The sequence below is a fragment of the Halovulum sp. GXIMD14794 genome, assembly GCF_054457455.1.
In genome coordinates, this window is record NZ_JBTLNF010000006.1 from 264,188 (window position 1) to 275,930 (window position 11,743).

Below are 11,743 nucleotides of genomic sequence, written 5' to 3' on the forward strand. Positions count from 1 at the left end.
CCGGGTGCGGATACACTCTCAGCGAACGCAAGCCAGTCCGAGAGGTCTCCCGCGATGGAAGCCTATATCCTTCGTCGCCTGTTCCAGTCCGTCTTCGTCGCCGCTGCCGTGCTGCTGCTGGTCTTCCTGGTCAGCCATGTGATCGGTGATCCGGTCGAGATGATGCTGCCCGCCGAGGCGTCGCAGGAACTGATCGACGACATGCGGGCCAAGTACGGGTTCGACAAGCCGCTGTCGGGGCAGTTCGTGGATTTCCTGCACCGGGTCTCGGCCGGGTTCGGGGACTCGCTGTGGCAGAAGGCGCCGGCGCTGGGGATCGCGCTGGAGCGGATCGTGCCGACCTTCTATCTGACTGCGAGCGTGCTGGCGCTGTCGGTTCCTGCGGCGCTGCTGCTGGGGTCCTTCGCGGCGCTGCACATGGGAACCTGGATCGACAAGGCGATCACGGTCTTCACGCTGGGCGGGATCTCGACCGTCGACTTCTGGCTGGGACTGCTGCTGATCATCCTGTTCTCGATCACGCTGGGATGGCTGCCGACCTCGGGATACGGCACGCTGGCGCACCTGGTCCTGCCGACGCTCGCCCTGTCGTACCGGTCCATAGGGCGGACGGCGCAGATCACCCGCAGCGCGATGATCGACGAGTATGCCAAACCCTACATCCACGTCGCCCGCTCGAACGGCATCCCGGAGTCGCGCGTGTTCCTGCACGCGCTGAAGAACGCCTCGATCCCCATTCTCACCATCGCCGGGGACGAGATGGCGATGCTGATGGGTGGAGCGATCGCGATCGAGACCGTCTTTGCCTGGCCGGGGATCGGGCGGCTTCTGGTGCAGGCGATCTATCACCGGGACCTGTTCCTGATCGAGGCGGTGGTCTGCGTGATCGTCGTGGTCATCATCCTGGTCAACCTTGTCATCGACCTGGCCTACGCCTGGCTCGACCCGAAACTGCGTTACGAGTGAGCCGGGCATGACCGACAGCACCCAAGACATGACCTCGCCTGACGCGGCGATCGAGCGTGCCAGCAACCTGCCCGACCGGCCCGGCCTGTCCCGGTTCGCGCTGGCGCTACTGCGCGATCCGGTGACTCTGCTGGCGCTGATCTTCATGCTGCTGCTGGCGGCGATGGCAGCCTTTCCGGCGGTGTTCGCGCCCTATGATCCGACTGCACAATCGCTGCTGATGCGCAACTCGCCGCCGCTGACGCAGCCGGGTTCCGGGCCGGTTCACCTGCTGGGGACCGATACGCTGGGGCGCGACATTCTCAGCCGGATCATCCACGCGGCGCGGGTGTCGCTGCTGGTGGCGTTCTGCGGCGTGATCGTGTCGGGGGCGCTTGGCGTCACGCTGGGCGTGATCGCGGGCACGCTGCGCGGGCGGACCGACGACGTGATCATGCGGCTTGCCGACCTGCAGCTGGGCTTTCCCTTTCTTATGCTGGCGCTGCTGGTGCTCTATGCGCTGGGGCCAAGCCTGGGCAACATCATCCTGATCTTCGCCATCGTGCGCTGGCCGGTCTATGCCCGCGTCGCCCGCTCGCTGGCGATGTCGCTGCGCGAGTCGGCTTTCGTCGAGGCGGCGCGCTCGCTGGGGGCGTCGAAGGCGCGGATCATCCGGCGGCACATCCTGCCGAACATGACCTCGCCGCTGATCGTTCTGGGCACGATGGAGGTCGCCAAGCTGATCCTGGCCGAAGCGACGCTGAGCTTCCTGGGGCTCGGCATCCAGCCACCGGACAGTTCCTGGGGCCTGATGGTCGCGGCCGGGAGGGACTATGTCGCGCTGGCCTGGTGGCTGGTGGCGTTTCCGGGGCTGGCGATCTTTCTGACCGCGCTGAGCGCGAACCTGCTTGCCGCCTGGCTGCGCGCGGTCTCGGACCCGGTGCAGCGCTGGCGCTGGATGACCGCGAAACGCGCGGCGGGAGGCGAGGAATGACCCTGGTCGAGACGGCGGACCGCCCGCTGCGCACCGCGCCCGGCCCGCTGCTGCTGGAAGCGCGCAACATCCGGGTCGGGTTCTCGACCGACCTTGGCCGGGTCGAGGCCGTCGGCGGCGTGGACGTGACGCTCCGACAGGGCGAAACGCTGGTCATCCTGGGCGAATCCGGCTCGGGCAAGAGCGTCACCGCGCAGGCGATCATGGGTGTCGTGCCCTCGCCTCCGGGTACGGTGAGCGCCGACCGGCTGCTGCTGGACGGTGTCGACCTGCAGGCGCTGACGCCGGCGCAGCACCGCAGGGTCCGGGGCCGGGAAATGGCGCTGATTTTCCAGGATGCGCTGACCTCGCTGAACCCGCGGTTCCGGATCGGCTACCAGATCTGCGAATTGCTGCGGCATCACCTGGGCCTGAGCCGGCGGGATGCGCGGGCGCGGGCGGTCTCGTTGCTGGCGCATGTCGGTATTCCTTCGCCGGAGGCGCGGCTGGACGCCTATCCGCACCAGCTGTCGGGCGGGATGCGGCAGCGGGCGCTGATCGCCATGTCGGTCGCGCTGGGGCCGAAGCTGCTGATTGCCGACGAGCCGACGACCGCGCTGGACGTGACCGTGCAGGCGCAGGTTCTGGACCTGATCCTGCGCTTGCAGGCCGAGGCCGGGATGGGGCTGATCCTGATCACCCATGACATGGCGGTGGCGCGGCGGATCGCAGACCGGGTGGCGGTGATGTACGCGGGCCGGGTGGTCGAGCAGGCGACGCGCGATACGCTGTTCCGCGACCCACGGCATCCCTATACGCGCGGCCTGATGCGGGCGACGCCAAGTGCGGCGGGGCTGGGGCGCAAGCTGACGCCGATCCCGGGCTCGCCGCCGGATCTGCGGGCGCTGCCGCGCGGTTGTCCGTTCCGCGACCGGTGCGCCGATGCCCGCGCGATCTGCGCCGCCGAGCGGCCGGTCGAGACTGACCTCGGGTCCGGGCATGTGGTCCGCTGCCATCTTGCCGAGGAGCTGTCATGAACATGTCCGATCCCGCCCTCGGAGCTGCGAGGCAGGCCAGGGCCGCCCCTGGCCCGATCCTGTCGATCCGCGATCTCGGCTGCCATTTCACCACGCGCGGGCGGGGGCTGATGCGACGCCGGGCGCAGGTCGTGCGGGCGCTAGACGGGGTCTCTCTGGACCTGGAGCCGGGGCGGACCTTCGGCATCGTCGGGGAATCCGGGTCCGGGAAATCCACGCTCGCGCGCTGCGTGATGCGGCTGGAGCGGCCGACCTCGGGCGAGATCCTGTTCGAGGGCAAAGACCTTGCCGCGCTGGACGAAACCGCGCTGCGCCCGGTGCGGCGCGACGTGCAGATGGTGTTCCAGGATCCCTGGGCCAGCCTGAACCCGCGCCATACCGTGCGCGAAATTCTGACTGAGCCCTGGGAGATCCATGACGGCGTCGTGCCCGCCGCCGAGCGGCCCGAGCGGGTGGCCGAACTGCTGCGGCTGGTCGGCCTCGATCCCGGTTTCGCGCATCGCTATCCGAGCCAGTTCTCCGGCGGGCAGCGGCAGCGGATCTCGATCGCCCGCGCGCTGGCGCTGTCGCCGAAACTGCTGATCCTCGACGAGGCGGTCTCGGCGCTGGACGTCTCGGTGCAGGCGCAGATCCTGAACCTGCTGGCCGACCTACAGGCGCGGTTCGGGATGAGCTACCTGTTCATCTCGCACGATCTGTCGGTGGTGCGGCACGTCTGCGACCGGATCGGTGTGATGTACCTTGGCAAGCTGGTCGAGGTCGGCGCGACGCGGCAGATATTCGAGGCGGCGCGACATCCCTATACGCGCGCGCTGCTGTCGGCGATGCCCGATGCGCCCGAGGCGGACCGGATCGTTCTGGAGGGCGAGGTGCCCAGCCCGCTGGACCCGCCCTCGGGCTGCGCGTTCCGCACCCGATGCTGGCGGGCGCGCCCCGAGTGCGCGCGCGCTGCGCCGCAGTTGGCCGAGCAGGGGCAGGGCCATGCGCTGGCCTGTCTCAACCCGGTGGTCGGCGATCCCGCGCCTTGAGGCTCATCGACACGCATACGCATTTCCACGATCCGTCCTGGCCCGGCGGCATCGTCTGGCCGAAGCCGGGCGAGGCGCATCACCGGCCCTGCCTGCCCGAGACCTACCGGCGCGAGGTCGGCCCGCACCCGGTTGTCGCGGTCGAGACCAGCCCGCGCCCGCAGGACGACGCGCGGCTGGCGCGGCTGGCGGCCGAAACGCCGCAGATCGTCGCCTATGTCAACAACCTGCAGCCGCTGGCCGAAGGGTTCGGGGATCGGCTGGCGGCGTCGGCGCGGGACGGCAAGTGGCGCGGCATCCGGCTGCGCCCGATAGATGCGTTCGACCTGTCCTCGCGGCAGTTGCGCGACGCGCTTTCGCGGCTGGAGGGGCTGGGGCATGTCGAGTTGGGCATCCGGCATCCGGCGCGGCTGGAGGAATTGCGCGCCCTGTGCCTGGCGCTGCCCGGCGTGCGGTTCGTCCTGACCCATGCGGGCCACCCCCGGCTTCGCGGGGCTGAGACCGGGTTCGGCTACGGGCTGCTGGCGCTCGAGAACCTTCATGTGAAGGTCTCGCCGCCGCAGGGCGCGGATTTCGGAGACGCCGAGCTGCGCACGCGCTACGCCACCCACCTGGAGCGGATGTGCGAGCACCTGCCGCCGTCACGGTTCATGTACGGCAGCAACTGGCCGGTCGCGACGGCGCCCGCCACGTTCACGGACTGGATCCGCGCGCGGTTTCCCGCAAGCTTCGCAGAGAGAACCTTGTGGCGAAACGCAGAAGAACTCTATTCGCCTGGGCGCTCCTCCAAGGGCGATGCGCTCACCGAGCGTCAGGTTCGCTCGGGCTCGGGTCTGCCGCTCCGAGAATAGCCGCTCAGGTGGTTCCGCGCTCGACGATCTCGAAGCTGACCTCACGTGAATGGCCTTCGGATGTTCCGTCCAGCCGGTCCACGATCTCTTGCGCTGCGAGCGCCCCTATTTCGTAGCGGGGGATGCGGACGGTGGTCAGCGGTGGATGCACGCGTGCGGTGATGTCGGTGTCGTGGAGCCCCATGATCGCGACATCTCCGGGAAACGACAGGCCGCGCGCAGCGCCGTGGAGGTGTGCGCCAACCGCCAGCGTGTCGCCATTGAAGAACACCGCGTCGGGCGGATCGGTCTGTCTGAGCAACTCTTCGAGTGCGTCGGCGCCACCTTGAAGGGTGGGCTGAACTTCCAGAACCCGAATCCTGTCGGAGTGGCCCGCCTCCCGCATCGCGGTTTCATACCCCACCCGACGTTCGACGGCACGGGCGCGGCTTTCCGGGGTCACGAAAGCAACGCGCCGGTAACCTTTTTCGAGAAGGTAGCGCGTTGCTTCATGTGCCAGCTGCGCGTTGGAAAAGCCGACATAGAGATCCAGCGGGTCCTGCGGAATGTCCCAGATCTCCACCACCGTGGTACCGGCTTTCGACAGCAGATTGCGGGTTGCCGCGCTGTGCTCCTTGCCGGTCAGGACCAAGGCGTCGATCTGGCGCCCCACGAAGGCGCGGATCAGTTCCTCCTCGCGGGTGCTGTCGTAGTGCGAAATGCCGACGAGCATCTCGCGTTCCGTCTTCGCCAGCGTATCGGAAAGACCTTCGACCGTGGCTGAGAAGATGGAGTCCTCAAGCGTAGGGACGATCAGGCCCACGACGCCGGTGCGCGAGGTGACGAGGCTGCGGGCGACGGCGTTTACGACATAGCCGACGTCGAGCGCCGCGGCGCGGACCTTCTCGGCAGTTTTTTCCCGCACCAACTCGGGCTGGTTCAACGCCCGCCAGGCGGTGATGAACGAGACCCCGGCGGCGTCGGCGACGTCCTGAAGTTTCGATCTCTGGCTCATCGGGTTCCGCTACATATTGCCCCGGCACTATGGCGGCCGGGGCGGACCGCGCAAGCTCTAGAGGGACCAGTCGGCAATTTGCCATTGCGGCTGACCGCGGACATCGGTCGCCTTAGGGTCGGTGAAGACGTCGTTCGCGGGCACGTCGCCCGCCTGCGCATATGCCGCCTCGGCCGCCGCGGCGCCGCGCTGCAGGATGGTCTTCACCAGGTCTGCGGAGAGGGGCGTTTCGAAGATCTCTTTCTCCTCGCTCAGGCCGACGAGTGTCCGTGCATCGCCTTCGGTGATCCATGACCATCCGCGCCGGTACCAGAGGGTGACGTCCACGACCGCGTTGCGCGCGTCGACCGAGGCCGACTGCGGCCAGTGGTCCCCGATGATCTCGGTGACTTCGCCGGGCGCCATCGCCGCAAGGGCTTGTGTCGCCTGCTGATTGGCCACTAGGAATGCAGTCACCGCCTCGGGATGCGCGTCGAGGAACTGCTGCCGGACGGCCCACCAGATCCGGTGTGGATAGAACGCCTCGGGCGCGAACTGCGCCTGAGAGAACCAGTCGAGCACATGGCCCGCGCCGGAGCCTTCCGGGCCGTCGTAATGCTTGCCGGTCGTGCCGTAGTTGGTGATCAGCGTTTCCAGCACGCCGCGTTCCTCGGCGCCGAAGGAGCCGGGGTTCAGGCCGACGACCGCGTCGATATTGTCCTGAGCCTCGAAGAGTTCGGTGACGGCCGTTATGTTGCGCATGGTGATGTCCAACTCGGCCGCATCGGAGGTGCCGAAATAGGCCTTTAGCATGTTCACCCATTGCAGATGCAGATCCGATCCTACGATCGTCAGGACCGTCTTGCCGCGCATGTCCTCCATGTTTCGGATGTCACTGTCGGGCTTCACCTGAACCGGAAAGTCCAGCCCGCCACCCGCGATGGCGATCGGGACAGCGGGGTTCGGTGTCGCGAGCAGACGGATCGCCGGCGTCGATCCCAGCATGCCGTACTGGAGCTGTCCGGCTGCCACGCCCTGCAACATGCGCAGCAGCGCCTGGAAGTCCTGGAACTCGGGGGCGACGTCGATCCCGATGGCCTCGGACGCCTTCTCGATCAGGCCGTGTTCCTGCATGTAGATCACCAGCGGGCCGCCGTTGGTGTGTGTGCCGACGCCGATTGGCATCTCGACCGTGCCTTGCGCCAGTGCTTTCGGGCTGGCGAACGCCGACAGCAGGCCGAGTGCGGCGCTGCTGCGGACCAGATTTCTTCGGGACATGTTCATGGACTGGATCCTCCCCAGGTTTGTCAGTCTTCGAGAATGGCCGTCCGCGCTTCGTCGCGGATCTCGTTCCAGATGGTTTCGACCAGCTCTGCCTCGGCTGCATGGTTTCGGCGCTCAAAGCGGGGCCTCGGCAGATCAATGCGCAGGTCTGCCTTCACGCGGCCCGGGCGGCGGCCCAGCACCACGACCCGGTCTGCCAGCAGCACGGCCTCGTCGATGCCGTGCGTGATGAAAACGACTGTCGGGCGTTCGGAGACCGGGCGTTCCTCTCCCCAGACCCTCAGGATTTCTTCCTGCAGCAGCGTCCGGGTCTGCAGATCGACCGCGGCCAGAGGTTCGTCCATGAGCCAGGTTCTCGGCTGGTTCGCCAGCATCCTGGCCAGGGCGCAGCGCTGGCGCATGCCGCCAGACAGCTCGTGCGGCAGGCGAGCTTCGAAGCCTTCGAGGCCGACCACGGTGATCAGACGTTGGACTTCCGGCTCTCGTTCCGCCTGAGGAACGCCAAGCGCCTTCGGCCCGAAGGCAATGTTCTCGCGGACGGTCAGCCACGGAAACAGCGCGTAGTCCTGGAACAGCACCCCTCTGTCGGGGGCTGGCGCGTCGATAGGGGTACCGTGGTGCAGCGCGACGCCTTCGGTCTCGCGCAGAATGCCGGCCATGATCGAGAGCAGGGTAGACTTGCCGCAACCGGACGGGCCAACGATCGCGGTGAATTCGCCTTCCGGAATGGTGAGGTTCACATCCGAGAGCGCGGTAACCTTCTCGCCGGTGCGCGGCGAGGTGAACACTTTCGAAAGATTGCGGATTTCGATGGCGGTCATGCGTGTTCCCAGGGTGCGAAATGTCGGTGGAGGCGGCGCATGCCCCGATCGATGCCGAGACCAATCAGGCCGATCACCAGCATGTAGCTGACGAGCCCGTTCACGTCGCGGTCGACGAAGAGCGTGCTGACCATGATCTGGCCGATGCCTGCCTCGATGGTGCCACCGGTCTCCAGCTTGACGCCGATTGCCAGCTCGGCCGCGACGATGGAGGCCCAGGCGAAGCCCATTGCGATGCGCGCACCGGTGATCGTGGCAGGGGCGGCGGCCGGCAGGACGACCCGGCGCAGCAGGTGCACGTGCGTCGCGCCAAGGGTGCGCGCGGCGTTCACCAGGCGCATGTCAACGTTTCGGGCCGCCTCGGACGCGTTCAGGATGATCGGGAAGATCGCCGCATACGCCACGATGAACACCGCCGAGGCGCCGGTGACGCCGAACCAGAGGACCGCGATCGGGATCAACGCGATCGGCGCGATGGAGCGCAGTGCATTCACGATTGGTCCGAGTGCGCGATCGATCCAGCGGATGCGGCCCATGGCGACGCCGATGACGGTCCCAAAGACAGCAGCGAAGACGAAAGCGAGGAGAATGCGTCCCAGGCTCTGCTCGACGGCGGTCAGAAGCTCGCCGCTGGCGGTGTTGGCGGCGAGCCTTGCCGATACGCCGAGAGGCGAGGGCAGGCTCTCGGTTTTCCCGCTTGCCCTGACCGCGAGTTCGGCCAGGACCAGCGCTGCGGCATAGATCGAGATTACGGTAAGGCGGCGGGAGCCGGTCATGAGTTTGCTGCCTGTGCCGAGGGCGACCACCTGACAAGCCGGGACTGCAGTGCCCGGATAGCGGTATCGAACGTCAGCCCGAGCAACCCGACGACCAGGATGACCGCCAGGTTCTTGTTCATCGCGAAGAACTGTTCATACCAGAATGCTCGCCAGCCGAGGCCGGAGTTGCCGCCGATCAATTCCGCGCCGATCAGTGTCATCCATGCGACACCGAGGCTCAGCCGGAAGCCTGAGAGGATCATCGGAAGGGCGGCCGGAACGATCACCTGTCGCTGGATAGCGAGCTCGGTCGCGCCCAACACGCGGGCGGCGTCCACCAGCCGCCTGTCCACGCTGCGTATTCCGGCAAGCGTGTTGAGGAAGACTGGGAATATCGAGACATAGGCGATCAGGAAGATCGGCACCGTCTCACCTACACCGAACATCATGATGGCGAGAGGAATCCAGGCGATGCCGCTGATCGGTCTCAGGATCTCGATGAGCGGTTCCACCAGATCGGACACCAGAGGGTGCGACGCGGTCAGAAAGGCGAGGGCGAGCCCGATGCTAACGCCGATTGCCATGCCGAGCCCCAGGTGCCGAAGGCTTGCCGCGATATCCCCCAGGAGCTCATCGCCCAACATCTCTGCCAGTGCGGACAGCACCGATGACGGCGGCGGCAGAAGCACTGGATTGGCGGTGAGCGTGGCCGCAAGTGCCCACAGCGCGAAGATAGCAACGCATCCCGCGAGGGGTGCTGTGACCACTGCTGCCGCTTTCCTCAATCTGGAGGGCATCCTGTTCCTTCATGTGCCGCGAGATATATCGAGAGAAAATGATAATCGCTTATCAGAAATGCTTGTCAAGAAAAATGATAAGCGTTTATCAACTCTCTAAATGCCAAGGTTGGTTGCCCGAACGCATGGGTTGCTGATCCCTCCTCCACCTAGAGGCCGGACCAGAACAAGCCCGGCGGAGGGACACGGCATGGTGCCCCACCGCCAAGATGCATTCTCGGTGGCTACTGCGACAGCCGAGTGCCCAAGGTTGCAGGCTCCAGTTCCTCGACATCACCTCGCCGGTCGGCGCTGATCCAGAGCCGCTCGCGCATGATGTTGAGTTCGCCGAACTGGTAGGACAGTCCCGGGGTCCCGGGGACGACGTTCTCGAACCGGTCGCTGATTGCGATCGCACTTGTGGCCGTGATCAGGCCGACATTGTAGATGTTGCCGGTGAACAGGCGCTGCAACTCGGTCAACAATTCCACACGCTTCGCGCCGTCACGTTCCGTCTGCACCCGCCGGGCGATCGCGACGATTTCTTCCTCGAAGGGAAGCAGGGCCTGCGGCCGCTCGGGCGTGCCGCGGTGCCATTCCGGACCCGAGGTGTTGAGCGGAGCGAGGGCCGAGAGGTTCGTGATCGGAACCTCGTACTCGCGCGTGCCGCGTTCGACGGCGAGGTCCCAGTCGCAGGTATCGCGCACCACTGCGACGTAGTCCGATAGCGGGCGCGGGACCAGCCGGACGCCAACCTCGCGCAGCATCGACACCACGCCGTCCGCCAGTGTTGCGTCGGTTGTGCGGTAGGTCGTGAAGTGCAGGTTGAGCGCGAGGTCCTGACCGTCGAGCGGACCGTTGGTCCAGTTCAGGATGCCGTTGCCGTCGGTATCCTCGAAGCCGAGCCCGGCGAGCAGGGTCTTCGAGGTTTCGGGCGCGTAGGGATAGTAGACGCTCGCCTCGCCGTCGATCTGGGTGCTCTCGGGATGGATGCCGCCCGGTGTCGGTGCGGTGAACGGACCTCGGACCAGCGCCTGACCGAGCGCCTGCCGATCGACGGCTTGGCTGACGGCGCGGCGGAAATCGAAGGTGCGGAACAGTTCGCGGCGCGCCATGTCCTCGTCGGTATCTGCGCCGCATGTGGTCGACAGGTTCATATCGACGCGCCAGTCGAATGCGCGGCTGCCCCACGTCAGGGAGAAGGGAGCCCCGGCCTTCTGGGAGACCGAGATGGCTTCGGAATAGGATGACGGATCGGAGAAGTTGGTGTAGTCCGCGTTCCCGGCGATCGTTTGGATGTCTCGATCTTGTTTCGATGAAAGCTGCCAGCGGACCTCGTCCAGATAAGGCAGCTGGTTCCCATCCTGGTCGACCTTGAAGTAGTACGGGTTACGTCTTGCAACCAAGAGCTGGTCCGGTTTGTAGGATACCGTCGACCAAGGACCCATCGTAACCCAAGGCATCCGCTCGGCTGGGAAAGCGGCTTGGTAGTCGTCGTAGCTTGCCTGTTCGTTGAAAGCCGGGTGATGCTCCTTCAGCAGATGCGACGGACCCGGGCAGAAGTTCGGATAAGCGAGGTTGTAGAGTTGCGCGACCGGGAAGGGCGCGGCGAAGGTGAATCGGACCGTATGCTCATCGACCTTCTCAAGTGTCGTGCCTTCGCCGAGGCTGTTGGGCCCCATCTTGGCCGCGACACGGGGATCCATGACATTGTGGTCCCAGAAGAAGGTCACGTCCTCAGCGTCGAACGGATCGCCATCGGACCATCTGGCGCCCTTGATCAACTGCATCGTCAGTTGGTGTCCATCCTCTGACCACTCCCAACTGGTCGCGAGGTTCGGCAGCGGCTCCTGGTCCGAACCGTCGATCAGGAACAGGCCTGCAGTGTTCACCAGGCATTCCTGGTGAGTCATGTTGATCCCGAAATAGCCCTGGTGCTGCCCTGCTGACCAGTTCCAGCCTTGGGGCCGTGCGCCGCTGACGTGCCGGAACACGCCGCCGTACCGATCATCGCCTTCCGGCGCGGGGCCGGTCTGAAGCACGATAGGCGCGTCCGGCAGGCGATCGGCCACGGGTGGCAACTGGCCGCTGTCGACGAGCGCACGCACCCAGTCGGGCTCTTCGTAGCTGTCGAGCGCCGTGATGCTCATCAACTCGCTCCGAGGCACGCGATCGACCTCGGCGCCGGGGAGGGCGGGTACCCGCGGCAGCGGTTCGGGGCCGGCAAGCCCGTTCGCGAGGACCGGGCTACCCAATGCGGCGAGTGCCAGGGCAAGGGCCAGGGGATGGCGTAACAT

Annotated in this window: 11 protein-coding genes; 5 read left to right on the forward strand and 6 right to left on the reverse strand. The window is 66.4% G+C overall.

The window, feature by feature from the left end; all coding sequences use genetic code 11:
• The first annotated feature begins 54 nt into the window (after positions 1-54).
• Genes ACW9UR_RS16065 through ACW9UR_RS16085 form a run of 5 tightly spaced genes read left to right on the forward strand, consistent with a single transcriptional unit; the run spans position 55 to position 4,834 of the window.
• Positions 55-966 (forward strand): ABC transporter permease, encoded by a 912-nt coding sequence (locus tag ACW9UR_RS16065; RefSeq protein ID WP_458918063.1) that lies wholly within the window; start codon positions 55-57, stop codon positions 964-966.
• Positions 967-973: 7 nt separating this feature from the next.
• Positions 974-1,939, forward strand: a complete 966-nt coding sequence (locus ACW9UR_RS16070) for an ABC transporter permease (protein WP_458918064.1) — start codon at positions 974-976, stop codon at positions 1,937-1,939.
• On the forward strand, positions 1,936-2,955 hold the full coding sequence (locus ACW9UR_RS16075) for an ABC transporter ATP-binding protein (protein ID WP_458918065.1): 1,020 nt from the start codon (positions 1,936-1,938) through the stop codon (positions 2,953-2,955). The genes ACW9UR_RS16070 and ACW9UR_RS16075 overlap by 4 nt, the downstream gene beginning before the upstream one ends.
• A 2-nt stretch (positions 2,956-2,957) precedes the next feature.
• Entirely contained in the window at positions 2,958-3,983 is a 1,026-nt protein-coding gene (locus ACW9UR_RS16080) for an ABC transporter ATP-binding protein (protein ID WP_458918066.1), read from the forward strand.
• Entirely contained in the window at positions 3,980-4,834 is an 855-nt protein-coding gene (locus tag ACW9UR_RS16085) for an amidohydrolase family protein (RefSeq protein WP_458918067.1), read from the forward strand. The genes ACW9UR_RS16080 and ACW9UR_RS16085 overlap by 4 nt, the downstream gene beginning before the upstream one ends.
• A 4-nt stretch (positions 4,835-4,838) precedes the next feature.
• Here ACW9UR_RS16085 and ACW9UR_RS16090 read toward each other — a convergent pair whose 3' ends face one another.
• The 6 genes from ACW9UR_RS16090 to ACW9UR_RS16115 all read right to left on the reverse strand — a co-directional run bounded on the left by ACW9UR_RS16090 (position 4,839) and on the right by ACW9UR_RS16115 (position 11,743).
• Complete coding sequence (locus ACW9UR_RS16090) at positions 4,839-5,828, reverse strand: LacI family DNA-binding transcriptional regulator (protein WP_458918068.1); 990 nt, start codon at positions 5,826-5,828, stop codon at positions 4,839-4,841.
• A 57-nt stretch (positions 5,829-5,885) separates the two neighbouring features.
• Positions 5,886-7,091: an ABC transporter substrate-binding protein gene (locus ACW9UR_RS16095; protein WP_458918069.1), complete on the reverse strand. Its 1,206-nt coding sequence runs from the start codon at positions 7,089-7,091 to the stop codon at positions 5,886-5,888.
• A gap of 23 nt (positions 7,092-7,114) precedes the next feature.
• The gene (locus ACW9UR_RS16100; RefSeq protein ID WP_458918070.1) at positions 7,115-7,912 is read right to left on the reverse strand and encodes an ABC transporter ATP-binding protein; all 798 of its coding nucleotides are present in this window, start codon (positions 7,910-7,912) and stop codon (positions 7,115-7,117) included.
• On the reverse strand, positions 7,909-8,688 hold the full coding sequence (locus ACW9UR_RS16105; RefSeq protein ID WP_458918071.1) for an ABC transporter permease: 780 nt from the start codon (positions 8,686-8,688) through the stop codon (positions 7,909-7,911). Before ACW9UR_RS16105 ends, ACW9UR_RS16100 begins: the two co-directional genes overlap by 4 nt.
• On the reverse strand, positions 8,685-9,437 hold the full coding sequence (locus tag ACW9UR_RS16110; RefSeq protein ID WP_458918072.1) for an ABC transporter permease: 753 nt from the start codon (positions 9,435-9,437) through the stop codon (positions 8,685-8,687). Before ACW9UR_RS16110 ends, ACW9UR_RS16105 begins: the two co-directional genes overlap by 4 nt.
• Positions 9,438-9,691: 254 nt before the next feature.
• Positions 9,692-11,743: an ABC transporter substrate-binding protein gene (locus ACW9UR_RS16115; RefSeq protein ID WP_458918073.1), complete on the reverse strand. Its 2,052-nt coding sequence runs from the start codon at positions 11,741-11,743 to the stop codon at positions 9,692-9,694.

What these genes read in the sequence shown, in the direction of transcription:
- ACW9UR_RS16065 (WP_458918063.1), top strand. Translation starts at nt 55, where the DNA reads ATGGAAGCCTATATCCTTCGTCGCCTGTTCCAGTCCGTCTTCGTCGCC.
- ACW9UR_RS16070 (WP_458918064.1), top strand. Translation starts at nt 974, where the DNA reads ATGACCGACAGCACCCAAGACATGACCTCGCCTGACGCGGCGATCGAG.
- ACW9UR_RS16075 (WP_458918065.1), top strand. Translation starts at nt 1,936, where the DNA reads ATGACCCTGGTCGAGACGGCGGACCGCCCGCTGCGCACCGCGCCCGGC.
- ACW9UR_RS16080 (WP_458918066.1), top strand. Translation starts at nt 2,958, where the DNA reads ATGTCCGATCCCGCCCTCGGAGCTGCGAGGCAGGCCAGGGCCGCCCCT.
- ACW9UR_RS16090 (WP_458918068.1), bottom strand. Translation starts at nt 5,828, where the DNA reads ATGAGCCAGAGATCGAAACTTCAGGACGTCGCCGACGCCGCCGGGGTC.
- ACW9UR_RS16095 (WP_458918069.1), bottom strand. Translation starts at nt 7,091, where the DNA reads ATGAACATGTCCCGAAGAAATCTGGTCCGCAGCAGCGCCGCACTCGGC.
- ACW9UR_RS16100 (WP_458918070.1), bottom strand. Translation starts at nt 7,912, where the DNA reads ATGACCGCCATCGAAATCCGCAATCTTTCGAAAGTGTTCACCTCGCCG.
- ACW9UR_RS16105 (WP_458918071.1), bottom strand. Translation starts at nt 8,688, where the DNA reads ATGACCGGCTCCCGCCGCCTTACCGTAATCTCGATCTATGCCGCAGCG.
- ACW9UR_RS16115 (WP_458918073.1), bottom strand. Translation starts at nt 11,743, where the DNA reads ATGTTACGCCATCCCCTGGCCCTTGCCCTGGCACTCGCCGCATTGGGT.